At 68.1% G+C, this 21192-nt stretch carries 20 protein-coding genes; 16 read left to right on the top strand and 4 right to left on the bottom strand.

Translation table 11 applies throughout. The features are described from left to right. Positions 1–89: 89 nt before the first annotated feature. Both BFF78_RS11230 and BFF78_RS11225 read left to right on the top strand, forming a co-directional pair. On the top strand, positions 90–1022 hold the full coding sequence (locus BFF78_RS11230; protein ID WP_069778184.1) for a putative sugar O-methyltransferase: 933 nt from the start codon (positions 90–92) through the stop codon (positions 1020–1022). Then, positions 1019–1954 carry an NAD-dependent epimerase/dehydratase family protein gene (locus tag BFF78_RS11225; protein WP_069778183.1) on the top strand — a complete coding sequence of 312 codons (936 nt, stop codon included), beginning with the start codon at positions 1019–1021 and terminating at the stop codon, positions 1952–1954. Before BFF78_RS11230 ends, BFF78_RS11225 begins: the two co-directional genes overlap by 4 nt. A 122-nt stretch (positions 1955–2076) precedes the next feature. On the opposite strand, the gene rfbA is transcribed toward BFF78_RS11225, so the two are convergent. Beyond that, positions 2077–2985, bottom strand: a complete 909-nt coding sequence (rfbA, locus tag BFF78_RS11220) for a glucose-1-phosphate thymidylyltransferase RfbA (RefSeq protein ID WP_069778182.1) — start codon at positions 2983–2985, stop codon at positions 2077–2079. A 229-nt stretch (positions 2986–3214) separates the two neighbouring features. Here rfbA and BFF78_RS11215 point away from each other — a divergent pair, with 229 nt between their 5' ends. The 6 genes from BFF78_RS11215 to BFF78_RS11190 all read left to right on the top strand — a co-directional run bounded on the left by BFF78_RS11215 (position 3215) and on the right by BFF78_RS11190 (position 8488). Continuing rightward, positions 3215–4174, top strand: a complete 960-nt coding sequence (locus BFF78_RS11215; RefSeq protein WP_079161262.1) for an IS701 family transposase — start codon at positions 3215–3217, stop codon at positions 4172–4174. 9 nt (positions 4175–4183) lie between these two features. Beyond that, positions 4184–4780, top strand: a complete 597-nt coding sequence (locus BFF78_RS11210) for a dTDP-4-dehydrorhamnose 3,5-epimerase family protein (RefSeq protein ID WP_069778181.1) — start codon at positions 4184–4186, stop codon at positions 4778–4780. Positions 4781–5025: 245 nt separating this feature from the next. Then, positions 5026–5553 carry a toxin-antitoxin system HicB family antitoxin gene (locus BFF78_RS11205; protein ID WP_069778180.1) on the top strand — a complete coding sequence of 176 codons (528 nt, stop codon included), beginning with the start codon at positions 5026–5028 and terminating at the stop codon, positions 5551–5553. A 225-nt stretch (positions 5554–5778) separates the two neighbouring features. Continuing rightward, positions 5779–6672 (top strand): DUF4097 family beta strand repeat-containing protein, encoded by an 894-nt coding sequence (locus BFF78_RS11200; protein WP_069778179.1) that lies wholly within the window; start codon positions 5779–5781, stop codon positions 6670–6672. Positions 6673–6710: 38 nt separating this feature from the next. Then, a complete protein-coding gene (locus BFF78_RS11195) occupies positions 6711–7700 on the top strand; it encodes an ATP-binding cassette domain-containing protein (protein ID WP_069778178.1) in 990 nt (329 codons plus the stop codon). Further along, positions 7697–8488 (top strand): ABC transporter permease, encoded by a 792-nt coding sequence (locus tag BFF78_RS11190; RefSeq protein WP_069778177.1) that lies wholly within the window; start codon positions 7697–7699, stop codon positions 8486–8488. Before BFF78_RS11195 ends, BFF78_RS11190 begins: the two co-directional genes overlap by 4 nt. A gap of 338 nt (positions 8489–8826) precedes the next feature. Here BFF78_RS11190 and BFF78_RS11185 read toward each other — a convergent pair whose 3' ends face one another. After that, positions 8827–9837, bottom strand: coding sequence for an aldo/keto reductase (locus BFF78_RS11185; RefSeq protein WP_069778176.1), 1011 nt, complete (start codon positions 9835–9837; stop codon positions 8827–8829). Further along, complete coding sequence (locus tag BFF78_RS11180) at positions 9834–11270, bottom strand: NDP-hexose 2,3-dehydratase family protein (RefSeq protein ID WP_069778175.1); 1437 nt, start codon at positions 11268–11270, stop codon at positions 9834–9836. The genes BFF78_RS11185 and BFF78_RS11180 overlap by 4 nt, the downstream gene beginning before the upstream one ends. Positions 11271–11449: 179 nt before the next feature. Between BFF78_RS11180 and BFF78_RS11175 the strand changes: the two genes are divergently transcribed. The 8 genes from BFF78_RS11175 to BFF78_RS11140 all read left to right on the top strand — a co-directional run bounded on the left by BFF78_RS11175 (position 11450) and on the right by BFF78_RS11140 (position 20215). Beyond that, on the top strand, positions 11450–12130 hold the full coding sequence (locus tag BFF78_RS11175; protein WP_069778174.1) for a 4'-phosphopantetheinyl transferase family protein: 681 nt from the start codon (positions 11450–11452) through the stop codon (positions 12128–12130). Positions 12131–12337: 207 nt separating this feature from the next. Next, entirely contained in the window at positions 12338–13684 is a 1347-nt protein-coding gene (locus BFF78_RS11170) for a lysine N(6)-hydroxylase/L-ornithine N(5)-oxygenase family protein (protein ID WP_069778173.1), read from the top strand. Positions 13685–13768: 84 nt separating this feature from the next. Beyond that, the gene (locus BFF78_RS11165; protein ID WP_069778172.1) at positions 13769–14539 is read left to right on the top strand and encodes a thioesterase II family protein; all 771 of its coding nucleotides are present in this window, start codon (positions 13769–13771) and stop codon (positions 14537–14539) included. Positions 14540–14665: 126 nt separating this feature from the next. Then, a complete protein-coding gene (locus tag BFF78_RS11160; protein ID WP_069778171.1) occupies positions 14666–16285 on the top strand; it encodes an AMP-binding protein in 1620 nt (539 codons plus the stop codon). Between the two features lie 106 nt (positions 16286–16391). Continuing rightward, positions 16392–16652: a phosphopantetheine-binding protein gene (locus BFF78_RS11155; protein WP_069778170.1), complete on the top strand. Its 261-nt coding sequence runs from the start codon at positions 16392–16394 to the stop codon at positions 16650–16652. Between the two features lie 97 nt (positions 16653–16749). Continuing rightward, a complete protein-coding gene (locus BFF78_RS11150) occupies positions 16750–18744 on the top strand; it encodes a B12-binding domain-containing radical SAM protein (RefSeq protein ID WP_069778169.1) in 1995 nt (664 codons plus the stop codon). Continuing rightward, entirely contained in the window at positions 18741–19514 is a 774-nt protein-coding gene (locus BFF78_RS11145) for a class I SAM-dependent methyltransferase (protein WP_069778168.1), read from the top strand. The genes BFF78_RS11150 and BFF78_RS11145 overlap by 4 nt, the downstream gene beginning before the upstream one ends. 56 nt (positions 19515–19570) lie before the next feature. Continuing rightward, positions 19571–20215: an FMN-binding negative transcriptional regulator gene (locus tag BFF78_RS11140; protein ID WP_069778167.1), complete on the top strand. Its 645-nt coding sequence runs from the start codon at positions 19571–19573 to the stop codon at positions 20213–20215. Between the two features lie 54 nt (positions 20216–20269). Here BFF78_RS11140 and BFF78_RS11135 read toward each other — a convergent pair whose 3' ends face one another. Further along, entirely contained in the window at positions 20270–20953 is a 684-nt protein-coding gene (locus BFF78_RS11135) for an LmbU family transcriptional regulator (RefSeq protein WP_079161261.1), read from the bottom strand. Between the last annotated feature and the right edge of the window lie 239 nt (positions 20954–21192).

The following is a 21192-nucleotide window of genomic DNA, read 5'->3' as shown; positions in this document are numbered from 1 at the left end:
CACCGGAAATGCTGGGGCAGGCGGTGCGGGGGCTGTCCGGACGACACGGATCAGCGACGCGCGGACCTGCGGACGAGAGGAAGAGTGGGATGTCTCGGAATTTCTCGGCAAGCCGGCAATGGGAACGGGTCAGCGATCTGTGGGTCACCGAGGACGCGGCCACCGACCTGACCGGCTTCAAGTCCGACAGGCGGAACTTCAACCTCGCCCTGTGGGACCCGACGACCAACGGCGTCCGCTATCTGAAGGCCTTGGTCCACGAACTCGCCACACGGCTCAGCCCGGAGGACTGGGCACGGATCGAGAAGGTCCGGCATCGCGAAGTCGGGAACCCGCTGTCCGTGTGCGTCGACGGCAAGTCGGTCTGCCTGGATTACCTGCAGGCCTCCCTGGAGTTGGGGTTCATCGAGAAGGCCATCGACCTGCACGGCGCCCGTGTGCTGGAGATCGGCGCCGGATACGGACGGGTCGCCCACACGATGCTGTCCAACTATGAACTCGCCGAGTACTGCATCATCGACATCAAGAACACGATCAGCCTCAGCAAGCGCTACCTGCGCGAGGTCCTGGACGCCGAACAGTTCGCGAAGATCCGCTTCGTACAGGTCGATGAGATAGAGACAGCCATGGAGTCGTTCCGCTTCGACCTGTGCATCAATGTGCACTCGTTCACGGAGATGGCGCCGGACACGGTGCAGGCGTACCTCTGGCTGATCGACCGCACATGCACCGGCTTTTTCGTGAAGAACCCGGTGGGCAAGTATCTCGACAAGAGCATGGACGGTAATCAGAAGGGCGAAGAAGCCGTCCGGATGGCGTTGGAGAACGGCCCGCTGAGGCAACTGCTGGACATCCACGACACCGAGGCAGTCAAGGCGGCCGTGCCCTTTTTCCTCTCGGCGTACCGCCCGGGTGACGCGTGGACGTGTGTCAGGGACGGGCGGGGAGTGCCCTGGAGCTACTTCTGGCAGGCCGTCTACACGAAGGACGGCGGTGCCATGGACAGCGGCGCTCGCCGGTGACCAGCGGGCCGGTCCTGGTACTGGGCGGATCCGGCTATCTGGGACGGCACATCTGCGCCGCGTTCGTCTGCGCCGGCGCCACGGTCGTCCAGGTCTCCAGGAACACTCCGGACAGGACCGTGCCGGGCGCCGTACGGATGGACCTCGCCGCGGCCTCGCCCGCCGAACTGGCCCGGCTGTGCGCGGACACCGGGGCGCGGGTGCTGGTGAACGCCGCGGGCGTCGGCTGGGGCGGCAGCGACCGGCAGATGGAGCAGCTCAACGTCGAATTCGTCGGCCGCCTCACCGAGGTGGTCGCCGGGTTGCCCCGGCCGCCACGCCTCATCCAGCTCGGCAGCGCCTACGAATACGGACCGTCCCGGCACGGCGAGACGATCGACGAGGACTGGCCGCCTGCCCCGGAGAGCTCCTACGCGCGCATGAAACTCCGTGGCTCGCAGGCCGTGCTGCGGGCCGCGGAGCAGGGGGTGGACGGGGTGGTGCTGCGCCTGTCCGTCGTCTGCGGCCCCGGGACGCCGCGCACCAGCCTCCCCGGCCTGGTGGCCGCGCGTCTGGCAGCCGGCCACGAAGAGCTGCGGCTCGCGCCGCTGCGCGACTACCGTGACCTGGTCGACGTACGGGACGTCGCCGACGCCGTCGTCGCGACGGCACGGGCACCCGCGTCCTTGGTCACCGGGCGTGTCGTCAACATCGGCCGTGGCGCGGCCGTACCGGTGCGCAGGCTCGTCGAGCTGCTCATCTCCTACAGCGGGCGCCCGCTGCGCGTGGTGGAGGAACGGGCCGCGGAGCCCAGTCCGCGCTCGGACATGCCCTGGCTGCAGCTCGACGTCACGCGGGCACGCGATCTGCTGGGCTGGACGCCGCGCCGTACTCTGGAGGAGTCACTGAAGGACCTGCTCGCGGAGGTGGGCTGCGGACCGAAGGACGGATGAACGGAGCGCGGTGGCCCTCGCGGTACGGGAACGCGGCGCCCGGTCCAGCCGGTGCCGCAGGCCGTGAGCAGCCCCGTGCAGCCGGTCGCGCCGGTCCGGGCCGGTCGTCGTGCGGGGGAACCTCACAGTCCCTCCGAGAAGGCCTTGGGAGGCATGCCCCTGCTGAAGGACCGGGCGCGCTCCATGACGTACTGGCCGTACGGTGAGTTGCCCATCTGCGCGCCCAGCGCGTGGCAGTCGTCCGGGCCGATGTATCCCATGTACATGGCGATCTCCTCGATGCAGCCCAGCCGCGTGCCTTGCCGGCGCTGCACATCCCGCACGAACGTGGCCGCTTCGAGCAGCGTCTCGTGCGTGCCGGTGTCCAGCCAGGTGACGCCCCTGCCCAGCCACACCAGCTCGGCGGTGCCCTTCTCCAGATAGGCCCGCAGCACATCGGTGATCTCCAGCTCGCCCCGAGCGGACGGCGTCAGGTTCTCGGTGATGTCCACGACCTGGGCGTCGAAGAAGTACAGCCCCGGGATGGCGAGGTTGGAGCGGGGGCGCCGGGGCTTCTCCTCGATGGAGACGAGCCTGCCCCGCGGATCGATCTCGGCGACGCCGAACCGCTGGGGGGCGGCGACTTCCTGGCCGAACAGCACGCAGCCGTCCACCTTGAGCGCGCTGCGGCGCAGCAGGGAGGGCAGGTTGGCGCCGTGGAAGAGGTTGTCGCCGAGGATCAGCGCGCACTCCTCGCCGTAGATGTGGTCCGCGCCCACCCGGAAGGCGTCGGCGATACCGCGCGGCTTGTCCTGGGCCACGTAGTCGATGCTCAGCCCCAGCTGCCTTCCGTCCCCCAACAGGGCACGGAAGGCGGGAAGTTCGGACGGGCGGGTGACGACGAGGATGTCCCGGATGCCCGTGAGCATGAGCATGGAGAGCGGGTAGTAGATCATGGGCTTGTCGTAGACCGGCGCGAGCTGTTTGGAACCCACGATGGTGAGTGGGTGCAGCCGCGTGCCGTTCCCGCCCGCGAGAACAATGCCTTTCATCCTCTCCGGTCGCCCCCTCCAGGCTGGTGTTCCCGCAATCCTCGGGGTCGTGTCCAAAGCCCGGCTAACGCGCGTCTCAGGGGCGGCTGCGCGAGCCCTCCGCACGAGGCCCCGCGCGTTGAGCGGAGGGCAAGAACCGCTTAAGACATGGGGACGAGGATGAGGCCGTGAAGCCGGAGACGCGGTGGTGGAGCCGCGGTCTCCCCGCGCGCCTCGGAGGTGGTACGAAATGCTCCAGTCCCCTCTGTACAGCACCGGCCCGGGGCCCCTCCTGCACTACTTCCAGTGGCTGGAGGACGTGTTCACCAGGGCGGAACCTCGCCGTCACGCGTACAAGTACCTGTGCTGGCTGCTTTCCCGGCCCGCGCCGCCCGGCAGCGAGGACGGTCGCAACCGGCTGCTGACCACCGCCCGCTGGGACGAGGACCAGGTCCGTGACCGGGTCCGCGACCTGGTGGTCGGACACCTCGGTTCCCGGAAGACCTCACTGGTCATCAGCGAGGAGGGGTTCGTCAAGAAGGGAAGCAGCTCGGCCGGCGTGACCCGCCAGTACTGTGCGACGTCCGGGCGCATCGAGAACTGCCAGATCGGCGTGTTCCTGCTGCACCGGGACACCACGGGAAACACCGTGGCGATCGACCGCGAGCTGCTGATACCGCCCCCGTGGGCCGAGAATCCCGCAGCCCGCCGGCACGCCGGCATTCCCGACAGGCGCCAGTGCGCGTCCCGCGAGGCAGCTGCCCTGGCCATGATCAACCGGGCGCTCGACAGCGGGATGCCCGCACGCTGGGTGGTGGCCGACGCACCGTACTACGGCGACAGCGCGGCATTCCGCCGGGCTCTGGAGCACCGGCGTGTCCCGTACGTGCTGGCGAGCAATGCCGGCTCGCCTCTGGTGTCGCAGCGGGCCGCCCCCGGGGGGTACGTCCGCTGGCAGCTCGGGCGCCGTGAGGGCGGCTCGTACGTGTGCTACGCGCCGGCCCGCACCGACCTCGGTGAACTTGCTGCGGCGGCCTCCTACAGCCAGGCTGTCCCGGCCCACTTCGCCTCCGCACGGGGAGAGGCGGGACTCGACCGCTACTCCGTCCGCAAATGGCGGTCCTGGTACCGGCACATGACGCTCGCGATGTTCGCGCACGCCGTCCTGCGGATCACCGCCTGCCGCCCGACGACCCTGCTGCCGAACTGAGGAGACGCCGTGCACGTACGACAGTTGAAGGTGGAAGGCGTCGTGGAGTTCTCCCCGGAGATCCACCGCGACCGGCGCGGAACGTTCGTCTCCGCCTTCAGCGGGGAAGCGCTCGCCGCACACATCGGCAGGAGCGCCTTTGCCGCCGTGCAGCTCGGCTGCAGCACCTCGCGGCGCGGTACGGTACGCGGCATCCACTTCACCCGGTGCCCGCCCGGCATGGCCAAGTACGTGTGCTGTCTGGCGGGCGAGGCCCAGGACTTCGTCGTGGACCTGCGCAAGGGGTCACCTACCTTCGGCTGCTGGGACACCACCAGGCTGAGCGGCGCGACCAAGCGGGCGCTGTACATCCCCGTCGGTGTGGGGCACGGCTTCGCCGCCCTCCGCGACGACACCCTCGTCGCGTACATGATGTCCACCGGGTACGTGCCTGCCGATGAGCTGGCGCTCTCCGCGTTCGACCCCGTTCTCGCGCTGCCCTTGCCCGATGCACGGGAGGCGGTGCTGTCCGAACGGGATCGCACGGCACCCACTCTGAAGGAGCTCGACGAACAGGGCCTGCTTCCCGACTACACCGAAGCGCGCCGTCTCGATGCCGCTCTGTGATCCCGCGGAGTTCGCCGGCCGCGCGGCGAGGACTGCCGAGTGGTGCCAGACCGGCGGCGGGATGGCGCCAGATGCATGGGGCGCTCAGGCAGTGGTGCCATAGTGGCACCGTCGAGTGCCGCCTCGCCTTCGGTATGGCGCCACAAGGCGCTCACTTCAAGCGAGAAGCCGCAGGACGCAGCGGGATTGTAAAAGAGGAGCCAAGCTGGCTCGACATGGTGCCATCAGTGTGCCACTATGGCGTCATGGACCTCATGCCCTACGTCGACAGCCTCCGGCGCGAGCTGGCCGTAGCCGCGGCCGCCGGTGGTGACGATGCCCGCGCCCTCGCCGAGCGGCTCACCGCCCCCCTGGAGTCCGCCGCCCGCCTGACGCTCCTCAACGCGCTGTCCGCCGCCATGGTCGAGGTCACGCGGGAGCTGGCGCCGGGCTCGGTCGACGTACGACTGCGTGGGCTCGACCCGGAGTTCGTGGTGACGCCGCCCGTCCCCGAGTCGTTCCAGGAGGCGCCGGAGACGAGCACGGAGCCCGCCGTGGCCGCGCCGCCACCGCAGCTCGCGGACATCGACGACGGTGCCATGGCGCGGATCAACCTCCGCCTCCCCGCCCACCTCAAGGCCCGCGCCGAGAGCGCCGCGACGGCGGAGGGACTGTCGGTCAACGCCTGGCTGGTGCGGGCCGTGTCCACCGCCCTCGACGGCGGGGAGCGCGCAAGTCCGCCGAGCCGCGGTAAGGACAGGGTCAGCCGGGGCTTCACCGGCTGGGTCCGCTAGGGCGTGTTACGAAAGTCCCTCCCCCAGCCTTCGGCCGGGGGACCCCCAGAGCACGCCCCTGCCGCCGCGAGGCCCGCCCTTCGGAAGAACGACGGGACTTTGGCAACACGCCCTGGCCCCGCGCCACGCCCTGCTTCCGACGGCGGACCGCCGGTCCCGCCGACACCACTCGTCACCCGCCTCACCAGCGGGACCACTCAACCGAGCCACGAGGACGGAACAGCCATGCCTGCTTTCGAGACCCCCGAACCGATCTCCGTCATCCTCGAGCTGGAGGTCGGCACCGCCCACATCACCGCCGGCAAGCGCACCGACACGGTCGTGGAGGTGCTGCCGCGCGATGGATCCGACGCCGACGACATGCGCGCCGTGCAGCAGACCGAGGTCACCTGCTCGGGCGGCCGCCTCACGGTCAAGACGCACAAGAAGAAGCGGTCCCTGTTCGGCAAGTCCGGTGCCATCGAGGTGAGCATCGAGCTGCCCGCCGGATCCGACGTCCGGGGCACCTCCGACATGGGCAGCTTCCGCTGCGAAGGCCGCATCGGCGAGGCCGTGTTCAAGACCGCGCTCGGCGACCTTCACGTCGACGAGGTGACCGGCGCCAACCTCAAGACCGATCACGGCGACATCCGGCTGGCCCGCTCGACCGGGGACATCGAGGTCCTCGGCTCGGGCCGGATCGAGATCGGCACCGTAGCCGGCACGGCAACCGTCAAGAACGGCAACGGCGTGACCGACGTGGGCGAGGTCACCGGCGGCCTGAAGATCAACGCGGCCAACGGCGACATCTCCGTCCGTGTCGCGCACGGTGACGTCGGTGCCAACTGCGCCAACGGCCGGATCGCCATCGGCGTCGCCCACGCCGGGGTCGACGCCAAGGCCACCAGCGGCGGTATCCGCGTCGGCGACGTCACCCGCGGCCGTATCGACCTGCGCACCACCGTCGGTGACCTGGAGGTGGGAATCCACGAGGGCGCCGCCGCCTGGCTCGACCTGACCCCCAAATACGGCACGGTACGCAACTCACTCGGCTCGTCCGCCGGGCCCGCGGACTCCGCCGAGACCGTTCAGGTGTACGCCCGGACCGATGCGGGCGACATCATCATCCACCGCGCCTGACCCCGCGTCCCCGCAACTCCCGTGAAAGGAAAAGCGGCATGACTGCCACCGGGACATCATCCGCGCCGAATGCCACGGCGCAGGCGATCACCGCCACCGGACTGCGCAAGTCCTACGGCGACAAGGTCGTGCTCGACGGCATCGACCTGGCCGTCCCCGAAGGGACGATCTTCTCCCTGCTCGGCCCGAACGGCGCCGGCAAGACCACCGCCGTCAAGATTCTCTCCACCCTGATCTCCGCCGACGCCGGTGGGATCCGCGTCGGCGGCCACGACCTCGCCGCCGACCCGCAGGCCATCCGTGCCGCGATCGGTGTCACCGGGCAGTTCTCCGCCGTCGACGGCCTGATCACCGGCGAGGAGAACATGCTCCTCATGGCGGACCTGCACCACCTGTCCAAGTCCGAGGGACGGCGCAGCGCCGCCGAACTGCTGGAGCGCTTCGACCTGGTGGACGCGGCCAAGAAGCCCGCGTCGACCTACTCCGGCGGCATGAAGCGCCGACTCGACCTTGCCATGACCCTGGTCGGCAACCCGCGGATCATCTTCCTCGACGAACCGACCACCGGGCTCGACCCCCGCTCCCGCCACAACATGTGGCAGATCATCCGCGAACTGGTCTCCGACGGGGTGACCGTCTTCCTCACCACGCAGTACCTGGAGGAGGCCGACGAACTCGCCGACCGGATCGCCGTGCTCAACGACGGCAGGATCGCCGCCGAGGGGAGCGCGGAGGAGCTGAAGCGCCTGATCCCCGGCGGACACGTCCGGCTCCGCTTCACCGACCCGGCCGCCTACCAGTCCGCCACCTCCGCGCTGCGCGAGGCCGCCCGCGACGACGAGGCGCTGTCGCTCCAGATCCCCAGCGACGGCACCCAGCGCGAGCTGCGCTCCATCCTCGACTGGCTGGACACGGCCGGCATCGAGGCCGACGAGCTCACCGTGCACACCCCCGACCTCAACGACGTGTTCTTCGCCCTGACCGGCGGAGCCAACGTCCCCAACCAGCCCAAGAAGGCCGTCCGATGAGCGCTCTCTCCCTCGCCGTCCGTGACTCGTCCACGATGCTGCGCCGCAACCTCCTGCACGCCCGGCGCTACCCGTCCCTCACCCTGAACCTGCTGCTCACGCCGGTCATGCTGCTGTTACTGTTCGTCTACATCTTCGGCGACGTGATGAGCGCGGGCATCGGAGGCGGCAAGGCGGACCGCTCCGAGTACATCGCCTACATCGTCCCGGGCATCCTGATGATGACCATCGGCAGCACCGTGATCGGGGCCGCGGCGTCCGTCTCCATGGACATGACCGAAGGCATCATCGCCCGCTTCCGCACCATGGCGATCCACCGTGGCTCCGTACTCATCGGGCACGTCGTCGGCAGCGTGCTCCAGTGCCTGATGAGCGTGGTCCTCGTCGGCGCCGTCGGTGTGGCCATCGGCTTCCGCTCCACCGACGCCACCGCCCTGGAGTGGCTGGCCGCATTCGGTCTGCTGGCGCTGTTCTCCCTGGCCCTCACCTGGATCGCGGTCGGGATCGGGATGGCCAGCCCGAACGCCGAGGCGGCCGGCAACATGGCCATGCCGCTGATCCTCCTCCCGCTCATCTCCAGCGCCTTCATCCCGGCCGACACGATGCCGGGCTGGTTCCGGCCGATCGCCGAGTACCAGCCCTTCACCCCCGCCATCGAAACCCTGCGCGGTCTGCTGCTCGGCACCCACATCGGCAACAACGGGTGGATCGCCATCGCCTGGTGCGTCGGCCTGGCCGCGCTCGGCTACCGCTGGTCGACGGGATTGTTCAACCGCGACCTGAAGTGAGCGGGCGGGCTGGCCCCCGCAGCTCGTCCCGCTTCCAGGCGGCGTACTCCGACCCCGCGTCGGCGTACGCCGCCTTGCCGCTGCCGACGGCCGCTGCCTCTGTGCGCTCGACCGCCGCGGTGCACGCAGGGGCGGACAAGGGCGCCACCCGAGCACGCGGCGGCACAGGGGGCCGTTGGCCCGTCACGCAGCGCCCGGCCGCGAGCGGGCGGCCGGCACCTCTCACCGGACGGGGCCGCGGCAGCACCCCGAACTCCCCTGGTGCCCCGGCACGGCGAGTCCAGGAACAGCAGGTCAGCCGCCTGGTGGCCGTCGTACGGAGACGCCCGTCGGCAGCATCAGGTAAGCCATGCGTCCGGAGCCGCCCCACCCTGGCCGATCGGTGGGAACAGCTCCTCCAGTTCGGCCGTCTCCCCGTCCGACAGGGGCGATTCCAACGCCCGCAGCGCGTCCTTGACATGGCCGGGGGTGCGCGGCCCGATGACCGTGGACGTCACTCCGGGCCGCGACATCACCCAGGCGAGGCCGACCTCCGCCGGATCACGTCCGAAGTCCGCGCACAGCCGCTCGTACCGGTCGATCGTGTCGCGCATCCCTTCCAGCGCCGCCGCCGACCGCCCCTGCCCCGACTTGACCGCACGGCCCTCGGCGGTCTTGCGCAGCACACCGCTCAGCAGTCCGCCGTGCAACGGGGACCAGGGCAGCACCGCCACTCCGTACGCGCGTGCCGCGGGGAGCAGCTCCAGCTCCGGATAGCGCACGGCGAGGTTGTACAGACACTGCTCGGACACCAGGCCCAGAAAGTGGCGCGCCTTCGCCGCCTCCTGCGCCGCCGCGACGTCCCAGCCGGCGAAGTTGGACGAGCCGACGTAGCGCACCTTGCCCTGCTGCACGAGGAGCTCCATGGCCTGCCACACCTCGTCCCAGCCGGCGTCCCGGTCCACGTGGTGCATCTGGTACAGGTCGATCCACTCGGTGCCCAGGCGGCGCAGCGACCCCTCGCAGGCGGCGACGATGTGCCGCGCGGACAGTCCCCGCTCGTTGAGGCCTTCGCCCATGGGATTGCCCACCTTGGTGGCCAGCACCACCCGGTCGCGGAGCGACGCGCGAGAGGCCAGCCACCTGCCGATGACCTCCTCCGTGTAGCCCTTGTACTCACGCCAGCCGTACATGTCCGCGGTGTCGACGAAGTTGATCCCGCTGTCGACCGCGTGATCCATAAGCTCCCGCGCCTCGGGCTCCTCCACCCGCCCCCCGAAGTTGACCGTGCCCAGGCAGATACGGCTGACCCGCAGCGCCGTACGCCCCAACCGCGTGTGGAGCCGGTCCTCACCGCCGGTGGTGCTCATCGGGCATCTCCGTGGAACAGGGAACGCAGACACGCCATCATGCTTCGAGCCTGCATGTTGAGGTAGTAGCTGTGCTGGGTCAGCTCTTCGAGCTGAGCCAGGGTCAGCCAACGGAAGTCCGGCGGCTCCGGCAGCCATCCGGTCTCGACCACGAGATGCCGGCTGCCGGTGTGGTAGAAGCGCCCGCCCTCTTCGGACAGGACGGTGTCGAACCGGATGTCGGCGGCCCGGGCGTTCTGGGCCAGGTCGAGGAAGAGCGGTCGCTCCCCGGGTGACAGCCGGGCACAGTCGTCCGGAGTGCACTGCACTGTGGGCGCCAGCTCCGCGGTGTCCGTCAGCCCCGGCTCGGCCCGCACCTGCATGAGTACATGCAGCACACCGCGCACACGTGTGATGAGAAAGGCCACCAGCCCCGCGGCCCGGGCGTGGATCATGGGCTGGCACCACTGGCCCACCTCCCGGCCCAACGCCTCCACCCGCACCCCGATCACATCGAAGTACCGCCCCGCCTGGTGACTGATCCGGCCGTCGCTGACCGCCCAGTCCGCGAGCGCGTCCAGCGGCACGGTGTGTGCGCGCATCTCGGATCGCGTCCTGGCCTCGGTGATCCAGCTCAGGACGTTCGCCAACGGATGCAGCTCGAGGCTGCCCGGGGTCAGGGAACGCGCGAGTGCCGTTCCGAAGTCCTCGTCCCCGGTGTGGGGGGCACCCCCTTCCAGGGGAAGGCAGGCGAGCACGGACCGGGTGCTCATGTTCACCAGGTCCTCGACGGCCAGCAGGTGGTGGATCTGCCCCAGCGTGAGCCACACGAATCCGTCCCGCGCCTCGACGGGCTCCGTGGTCTCCACGATCATGTTCCGGTTCCGCTTGCACAGGAACCTCGTCCCATGCTCGGACTGGCGCACGTCGGCGATCACCCGCCGCCGCGCGGAGTCCTGGAAGAACTCCAGATACGGCACGGGTTGCCCGCCGTGGACGCCGGTGTAGTTGCTCCTGGTCGCCTGGACGGTGGGGGAGAGCTGAAGGCCGTTGCGGTTGCCCGGCTCCGCCTTGAGCTGCATGAGGAAGTGCAGGATCCCGCCGATCTCCTTCACCAGGAACCCCAGGATGCCGGTTTCCGGCTGGTTGATGATGGGCTGTCCCCACGCCGCCCGTGGGCCCTGCGTCTCTACCCGCAGGCCTTCGACGGAGAAGAAGCGGCCGCTCTCATGGGTGATGAAGCCCGTGTCCTCGTCGTGGCGCCAGCCGTTCAGCCGGTCCAGCGGCACCCTTTCGGTGACAGTGCGGACGCGTTCGCGCGTGTCCTCCACGGCTTGTTCGAATGTCGCCAGGCTGGGGACCGTGCGCGCCGACTCGGCGAACCTGCGTGCCGCCGCCGGGCGGATGCGCGCCGCGGGTACGGGTACGGCCAGCGTGGCAGGCGCAGTGCTCATCGGCTCTCCTGTCTCGGCCACTGATCGGACCGCTCACGCAGTGCCATGAGGCTCCTGGGACGCGTGAACCGTTGTTCACGTTCTCAATCACCCCATCCACCGTCAATTCGCCTCTGGCAGCTACTCGTTCAACTGCGGAACACGCCGCCGGTTCCGCGAAGTGCCGCCTTGTTCCGCACTTGCGGAAGGCCTTCGGGGATCCGGCGGACGCCGCGCTGCTCCCGGAAGAGGAAGTACTGGTCGAGAACGCCGTGCCGCGCCGGCGTCGGGAGTGCACCACTGTGCGCCACCTGGCGCGACGGGCATTGGGCGAGCTGGGCCACGCACCGGTCCCGTTGCTGCGCGGCGACCGGGGGGCTCCGTTGTGGCCGAAGGGCGTGGTGGGCAGCATGACGCATTGCGACGGCTACCGAGCGGCCGCCGTCGCGGACCGGACTCGACTGTCAGCTGTCGGAATCGACGCCGAACCCCACGCTCCGCTGTACGACGACCTTCTGGACCTGGTCTCCCTGCCGCCGGAACGCGACCACCTCGCCGAGCTGGAGCGCCAGGATCCCCGCATCAACTGGGACTGCCTCCTCTTCTCCGCCATGGAGGCCGTGTTCAAGGCCTGGTTCCCCCTCACGGGTGCCTGGCTGGAGTTCGAGGACGCACGGCTCACCTTCCGGCCACGGGACCGGGCCTTCAGCGCGGTGGTCCTTGCGGCCGGCCAGGCCGCGGCCCGCGAAGCGGGGATCGGCGACGCGGAGGTCCCCCGCGGGTTCACAGGGCGGTGGACGGTGGAGAAAGGAATCGTCGTCACCGCCATCGCGGCCGGCGACTTCGCCGGGAAGCCTGGGTGTCCCGTCGGCGGGACATGAATACACGGTCCCCGCGGATTCACTGATACAGCGTGTGCTTCCGGCTGAGTCCGGCGTACTTGAATGGTTCACCGGCTCGGTCTAAGTTGGCGGCGAGCCGAATGGAAATTCAAGCCCGTATGGGCGTTGAGCCTTTAGGGGGCGGAAGATTATCGCTCGACGGCGTGCACGGTGCATCGCACATCCAAGCCAGCGGAAGAATTTTCTATGAGTGATCGTGAACACGAGATCTACGATGCGGTAGGAATTGGGCTCGGTCCTTCCAACCTGTCACTCGCCATCGCTCTGGAAGAGCTCCGGGCGAATGGTTCGGAAAATGAGGTCAAGAGCCTCTTCCTGGAGCGTCAACCCTCCTTCGGGTGGCACCGCAATATGCTGCTGCCGTCGGCGACCATGCAGGTGTCCTTCCTCAAGGACTTGGTCACCTTCCGCAATCCGATGTCGAGTTTCAGCTTCATCTCATACCTGCATGCGTCGGGGCGGCTCCCGCAGTTCGTCAACAACCAGGACTTCTTCCCCACGCGCGAGGAGTTCCACCAGTACCTCGAGTGGGCCCAGGCACGAGTGGCCGATCGCATCGTGTACGGCTCGGAAGTGACGTCTGTCCGACTGCCGCCGGACACGGCTCCGGAGCTGTCGGACCGTCTGCGACTGGAGGTGGCGGATGCCACCGGCCGCGTCGACCGCGTCGTCGAGGCACGGAACGTGGTGATCTCGACGGGCCTCGTCCCCAGCATGCCCGAGGGGGCCGAGCGCGACGAACGGGTGTGGCACAGCTCCGAGTTCCTGGAGAAGTACCGTCGAATGAACCCCCGGGAACTGCGGCGGGTGGCGGTGGCCGGAGCGGGTCAGAGCGCAGCCGAGATCACCAGGTTCCTGTACGACGAGCTTCCGCACGCCCAGGTGTGGGCGATCATCCCGTCGTACGGCTACGCCATCGCGGACGACACCCCGTACGCCAACCAGGTCTTCGACCCCGGAGCCGTCGACGACTACTACTACGGTACCGAGCAGACGCGGGACGCTTTCTGGCGGTACCACCGCAACACGAACTACTCGGTCGTCGACGGCGACGTGATCAGGGAGCTGTACCGCAGGTCGTACGACGACGACGTACGGGGAGTCAGGCGTCTGCGGTTCCTCAACCTGACGAGGGTCATCGGTGTGAAGCGCGTCGGTGCCGAGACCCGTGTCTCCGTGGAGGGCGGGCCCGACGCCGAGGTGCGCGAACTCAGCTTCGACGCCGTCGTCTGCGCGACCGGCTACGACGCGATGGAGCCCACGGGCCTGCTCGGCGATCTCGACCGTCTCTGCCTGCGTGACGAGGCGGGCCGATACCGGGTGGAGCGGGACTACCGCATCATGACCGCCCCCGAGATGCGGTGCGGCATCTACCTTCAGGGCGGTACCGAGCACACCCACGGCCTGACCTCCTCGCTGCTGTCGAACATCGCGGTACGAAGCGGTGAGATCGTCGACTCGATCGTCGCCCGTCGCGCGGGGCAGAACGCCGAGAGCACCATCCTCGCCAAGGTCGGGGGCGACGTCGGTTGAACGGCCGCGGAGTACGTGGCGCCCGGTCTCTCCCATGACTGACGGTTCCTCCCGACAGGTGACGGCACGGAAGGGAATTCTTCGATGAGTGGTCCGGTGGGAGAGCGGTGGTTACGCCGCTACCGTGATGACGACGGGTGCGAGACGAAACTCGTCTGCTTCCCCTCCGCCGGCTCCGGTGCGAGTGCCTATCGCACCTGGCCCGCGGGGCTGCCCTCGGACGTCGGTGTGCTGGCCGTCCGGTACCCGGGCCGCGAGGACCGCTTCGGCGATCGGTTCCCGACCGCGCTGGAAGCCCTCGCGGACGACATAGCCGACGCGCTCGGCGAGCTGACCCGGCATCGGCTGGTGCTGTTCGGCCACAGCATGGGGGCTTCGGTGGCGCACGAGGTGGCGCTGCGCTTCCAGGAACAGGGGCGTCCGCCGGCTGCCTTGTGTGTGTCCGGCAGACGGCCGACGCATGCGCTGGCCGGCCGGCAGATGATCTCCGGCACGGACGAGGAGATCATCGCGCATGTGGTGAGCTTCGACGCGAGCCGTGCCGCCGTGTTCGCCGACCCCGGCCTGCGGGAGATCGTGCTTCCCGCGGTCCGCGCGGACTACCATCTGGTGGACGACTATTCCGGTGGCCCCCGGCCCCTGCTCGACTGCCCGGTGTACGGCTACACCGGTGACGATGATTCGGAAGTGACCCCGGAGCAGATGCGCCGCTGGGGGGAACTGACGCACCATGCTTTCCGGCTCCGGGTGCTGCCTGGTGGGCATTTCTACCTCAGAGCCGAGGAGGCCGCACTGCTGGCGGACTTGCGTGACGTACTGAGCGACATCAAGTCACGCATGAATACCGCCTCATGACCGGTGCGATGCCCTGGGCAGATCGTTTCCAGGTGCACCCTGTTGACCTATGCACCAGCAGCCTGTCCGGAATGACGAGTTGGCAGATCGGTGGTTTCATGAGCGACTTCGGCCCAGGACCGGCAGATGACAACTGAATCGACGGAGCTGAATGCGCCCCGCGCGCTCCCTTCGCTGTGGGGCGGCACGGCGGATCCGCCGTGCCTGCTCGAGGCACTGGCCCGTACCGCGGCGACACGGCCGGGCGACATCGCGATCAGCGATGACGGCCATGAGCTGACGTACCGCGACCTGACCAGGTGGATCGGGAGCATCGCCGTGGTCCTGGCGGACCACGGGATTTGCCCGGGCGACCGGGTTGCGATCACCGGCTCGCGAAGCGCCGCGATCGTGGCCGCGATGCTCGCCACGGTGTCCACCGGTGCCACGTACGTGCCGCTGGACGCCGACTACCCGGTGAAGCGCCTTGAGCACATGAAGACCGACAGCGGTGCCAAGGTGCTGCTCTTCGCCGACCACGAGCCCGCGTTCGCGACCGGTGTGCGGTCCCTGCGCATACCGCCGGCACCCGGTCGGCCGGCTGCGGACACGCCCGGCGACGCGGCCATGCCGCGGCAGCCATGCCAGGCGGATCTGCCCGTGTACGTCATCTACACCTCCGGGTCCACAGGCCTGCCCAAGGGTGTCGTGCTGCCGCACAGTTCCATCGACAACATGGCGCAATGGCAACGGAGCCACTCGGTGCGGCCGGACCTGCGCACCGCCCAGTTCACACCGCTCAACTTCGACGTGTGGTTCCAGGAAGTCCTCGGCACGCTGTGCGGCGGCGGAACGCTGGTGATCATGCCCGAGCCATTGCGGCGTGACCCGATCGCCCTGCTGGACTGGCTGGCGGACAATCGGATCGAGCGCCTGTTCCTGCCGTACGTGGCGCTGAACATGCTCACCGCTGCCGCTGCCGCCGCCGAGTCACTCGACGGTCTCGTGCTCCAAGAGGTGAACCTCGGCGGTGAGCAGCTCGTCTGCACCCCGGCCGTAAGAGACTTCTTCCGACGTCTGCCGGGATGCCGGCTGAACATTCACTACGGTCAGAGCGAGTCCGCCATGGTCACTGCACACACGCTGACCGGGCCGCCGGAGGACTGGCCGACGTTGCCGCCGATCGGGCGTCCGCTGCCGGGCTGCGAGGTGATCGTCGAACCGGTCGACCAGGGCGAGCCGGCGGTGGGGGAGCTTCTGGTGACCGGCCTGCCCCTCTCGACCGGCTACCTCAACCAGCCCGGACTCAACGCGTCGCGGTACATCCCGCTGGACCGCACCCGCCACGGCCACAACCGGGCCTTCCGCACCGGAGACCTGGTGCGCGTCGAGGACGACGTCATCCACTACGTCGGCCGCGCCGACAACGAAGTGAAGATCCGCGGAGTCCGGGTGAATCCGCTGGAGGTGGACGCCTGCTTGCTCGCGCAGCCCGGCGTGACGGAAGCGGTATGTGTTCCGATCGAGATCGCCGAGGGTTCCCGTCAGCTGCGGGCCGCCGTCACGGTGAACGGCGAGGGGGACACCTTTGACGTGGGGCGAGCGATGGCCACCCTGACCGAGCTGCTGCCCGGCCCATCGGTGCCCGTCTCCATCACGGTCCTGCCGGAGCTGCCCCGTACACCGAGCAGCAAGGCGGACCGCAAGGCGGTCGCCCAGACGCTTGCGGGCATGCACCTGCAGGGCCGTGGGCAGCCCGGCCGCTGACGCGGACAGCCGTGCGGCCGTGCGTGGCACGCCCACCCTTCTGGTCCTCGACCACGACCACCCCGGCCGGTGGCCGGGAAGACGCCAGCGCAGACAGGGGTTTGACATGGAAGGCGACTTCGAGACGGAGACGGAACGCCGGCTCGCGATGATCTGGGCCGATGTCCTCAAGCTGGACAAGGTGGGGCGCGAACAGGACTTCTTCGGCCTCGGCGGGGACTCGCTGCTGGCCACGAAGGTGGTGCTGGAGGCCCGCCGCATCTGGAACATCGATTTCACGGTGCGGGTTCTCATCGACACGCCGGTCCTCGCCGGCCTGGCCGAACGCATAGACCAGTGGGACACCGGGACGCCCGGACGCGTGTGAAGCTGCCCGCCGTTGGCGGGGTCGTGGCCGTTGCAGCCTTCATACCCCACGTACATCGACGAGACAGCGGCACAGGATTCGGGGCGGGAGGCCCAGCATGCTCATCAAGAGCATCCCGGTGAGGACCGGGAGCAGCAACCAGGAGCGCAAGAAGGTCACGCTTGTCGAGATTCCCACCTACGAGAACATCCTGCCGCTCGCCTCTGGTTACATCCAGGCGTGCGCGCAGGAAGACCCCGAGGTGGGGGCGGGCCATACCTTCGAAATAGTTTCCTACCCGGTGACCGAAGACCGGCACAAGCTGCTGGAGGAACTGGCCGGGAAATATGCGGATGTCTACACCTTCAGCTGTTACATCTGGAACATGAAGCTGGTCAGCTGGCTGCTGAAGGAGCTGCGGGAGCGGCAGCCGCACGCTCATTACCTGCTGGGCGGTCCGCAGGTGATGAATCACGCGGCAACCTACCTGGCGGATGCACCGGAGAACGTCTACGTGTGCAACGGGGAGGGGGAGCGGACGTCCGTGGAGCTGCTCCGGCAGCTCAGCAGCCCGGCGCCCGATCTGCACCAGGTCCCCGGACTCAGCTTCTGGTCCGGCGGCGAACTCGTCACCACGGAACCCGCGCCGCGGATCAACAATCTCATGGAGATCCCTTCCCCCTTCCTCACGGGCGTGTTCGACGGACGCGAGTTCAGTATGGGGATCCTGGAGACGAACCGCGGGTGCCCCTTCCGCTGCACCTTCTGCTACTGGGGCGCGCACACCAACTCGAAGGTCGTCAAGTTCGAGGAGGAGCGGATCAGGGCTGAACTGGACTGGATAGCGGAGAACGGGCTCTCCGGGCTCTTCATCGCCGACGCGAACTGGGGCCAGTCGCCCCGTGACGTGGCGATGACCGAGCACATCGTGGAGCGGAAGAAGGAAGTCGGCTATCCGCTGGTCGTGTACATGGCGGCCACCAAGAACCGGCCGGAGCGCATGGCGCAGATCACCGAGATATTCGTGCGCGGCGACCTCATGGTGACTCAACCCATATCGCTGCAGACGCTGAATTCTGAGTCACTCAAGCTCGTGGAGCGGTCAAATATCCGTGAAGAGACCTTCGTCGAGTTGCAGCGCACGCTCAGGGAAAAGCAGATCAGTTCCTACGTCGAACTGATCTGGCCACTTCCCGGGGAGACCTTCGAGTCGTTCAAGGACGGATTGACGAAGCTGTGCCGGTCCTACGCCGACACGGTCATCGTCTACCCGCAGCTTCTCCTGCACAACACGCCCATGTACGGACAGCGGGAACTCTACGGTCTGACGACGGAGCCCGTGCCGAGCGACGTGTCCGAGGCGGAGGTCGTGGTCGCCACGAACTGGGTGTCGAAGGAGGAGTGCCGCGAGGCGTACTGGCTGTACAACGCCATGCACACCATCTACAACATGCGCGGCCTGTTCCTGCTCTCCGGCTATCTCGACTCGGCCGGCATCCTCTCCTACGGCGACCTGTTCGCCAGCGTCGCGCGCTACTTCCAGCGCCGGGGAGCTTCCGAGGTGCTCCAGCTCATCACCGAGTCGCTGGCCAGTCTGACCAACTACGACGTGCTCCTCAGCGGGAAGATCGGGCACATGATCCTCAGCACCCATCGCGAGGAGTTCGACACGGTGCTGGCCGAGTACGTCACCTCACAGGAGTGGTGGTCGGACCCGATGGCCCGGCAGGCGTTCGAGATGGACCTGATCGCGCGGCCCTACATCTACCGGGAACCCGTGAGCGTGCCGGACTACCCCTTCTCGGAGATCGTCGTGCACGGCCTCGACGATGCCGAGACCTTCATCGTGGAGGTCTCCGCGGAGCTGGCCCGGCTGCTGACGGAGCGCGAGATGCTCGACGCCGACGTGCAGGGCGACGCCGTGTCGGGACGGGTCATGCTGCGCGTCGACCACCATGCCCGGCAGAAGATGCCCTACATGCCGCAGCGGAGCCTCGAGCACAACGCCAACTACTGCCACGGCACCGTTCTGCGCTTCCGCGAGATCCTGCCCTTCGTCGAGGTCCACGCAGCCCGCGCCGTACAGGCGCCGGCCGAAAGGAAGACCGCATGACCGGTCCCGAACACAAGAATCCGCGGCTCCTGCCCCATGAGTCGGCGCAGGAGAAGGAGGTGCGGGAACGGCTCACGAAACTGCTGACGGAGACACCGATTCCACCGGTGTACCTGATCGACAACCTGCCGGTCTATCTACGGCGCCACCAGCTCGCCGATCTGCTGACCATGGACGCGCTCTACCGGATGCTCCCCGAGATCCCTGGCGTGATCATGGAGTTCGGTGTCCTGCACGGACGCCACCTCGCCACCCTCACCGCACTGCGCGGCCTTCACGAGCCGTACAACTCCTACCGCAGGATCATCGGTTTCGACACCTTCACCGGCTTCCCGGACCTCTCCGAGATCGACCAGGTGAGCCCGAGCGCGGCCGTCGGCAGGTTCGCCGTCCCCGACAACGAGGTGGACCACCTGCGTGAGGTCCTCGCCGCGCACGAGGCGGGCGACCCCGTCCCGCACGTTCAGCGGACCTTCGTCATCCAGGGAGACGTCCGGGAAACGGTCCCGCGCTATCTGAGGGAGAACCCGGAGACGGTCATCGGGATGGCCTTCTTCGATCTCGACCTCTACGAGCCGACCCGTGACGTCCTCCAGGCGATCCGTCCGCACCTCGCCAAGGGCAGCATCGTCGCCTTCGACGAACTCGGACACCCCAGGTGGCCCGGCGTGACCGCCGCGATCCGCGAGACTCTCGGTCTTGACCACATGACGCTCCGGCAGCTCCCCTTCCGCGAGCAACCCGTGATCTACATGAAATGGGGTGAGTGAGGCAGTCCGGTCCCCCAAAGCCCCGTCCTCGTCACACGACGAAAGGTGAGTGCTGCATGTTCGTCCCCAGCCACTACCGGGAACCGGACGTTTCCTGGATGCTCGATCTGATGCGCGCCAACCCGCTGGCGCTGATGGCCAGCAACGGAAGTCCCGCTGACGGACCGTTCGCCACCCACCTTCCGGTCATCATCGATCCGCGGTGGGAGGGAGCACCTGCTCCGGACCTGGCCGACATGCCCCTGCTGGGTCACCTGAACCGAGCCAATCCGCACTGGGCGGCGCTTGACACCGGGACGGCCGTCCTCTTGGCATTCACCGGTCCACACGCTTACGTCTCACCCACTGTCTACGGCATCACGCCGGCTGCCCCCACGTGGAACTTCACATCGGTGCACGTCCACGGAGTGGTGGAAAGGATCGATTCGGTGGAGGAGACACTGGGCGTCGTACAGGCGACAGTGCAGGCGTTCGAGAAGGAATTCGGCAACAGCTGGGACATGAGCGAATCCATCGACTACTTCCGCACCATAGTGACTGGCGTGGGCGCTTTCCGCGTCCGTGTCACCAGGGCCGAGGGGATGTTCAAGCTCAGCCAGGAGCAGCACCCCGAGGTTCGCGAGCGGGTGGTGCGGTCGTTCGCGGGGCGCGGATGCACTCGCCACGCACAGACGGCGGATCTCATGAAGCGCCTGTCATAACGGTCGTTCCCGTGACGCGGGGTCCGCACGCCTCGGTGTGCGGACCCCGCGACGCTATTCAAGGGGGAGTTGCCGGTCGGCCTCCTTCAGCAGCTGGCTGGCGGCGGCGTCGAGTGTGGCCGTCACCCACTCCCGTAACTCGGTGCCGGCCTGAGCCGCTGCCTTGTGCCACCACTGGAGCCGATTGTCGGGCACGGCGAGCCGACGCGTCGTCGCCACCGCGCTCGTCTGCTGTGAGGTGCCCTCGCGCTCGGCCCGTATGGCGTTACGCAGCTTCTTGGTGTTCCACTTCATCCGCTCGGCACGATCGAGCCAGGCCTCCTGATCCGCGACTGACAACGATGCCAACTCGGCGTGGTGCTGGAAGCTGAGTTCGGGCCGCCGCCGGTGCAGTTCGAACCGCCGGGAGACCCAGGCGTAGTTGCGCAGCGTCTGGTACTGGAGGCCGGCCGCGCGGATGCCGCGCTCATAGCGGTCGGCGTACTGGTCCTTGCCGTAGACGAGCCAGTCACCGAGCCACCAGGACGACGAGTTGAGGAGCCCGGAGAGCTGACGCCCGGCGCGTTCCCAGTCCTCGAAGGCGAGTCCTACGGGTATGTGCAGCCCCACCTTTGTGGTGAGTACCTGTTGTTGGCGCCGAGGTTCCGCCCCGCTGGTTCTCAGGGGCCTCGACGCGGCCTCTGCGGTCTTGCCGAACGTGAGCAGTTTGGACTCTGTGTCGCCGACCTGATTCGCCATGACGCCTCCAGGCAACGCGCTTATAAATGGGGCAGTTTTCGGTGACTCCCTGTGGAATGAAGAAGGGTTGGCCACCCGCCGCGCTCCCGAGTAGATCCCGAGAATGATGCCGAGTTCAAGGATCGGGGCGCCATCGGGCACTACTTTGCAGAGTTCAAGTCCTTGATGAAAATCTTAGCCACCGGTACGTCGAATGGCTTGATTGGACTATGCATGCAAAGTGTCCGACGCCTACGATC

The organism is Streptomyces fodineus, from assembly GCF_001735805.1.
Taxonomy (GTDB): domain Bacteria; phylum Actinomycetota; class Actinomycetes; order Streptomycetales; family Streptomycetaceae; genus Streptomyces; species Streptomyces fodineus.
Note: the sequence above shows the minus strand (reverse complement) of the source record. Positions and strands in the feature narration are given on the sequence as shown.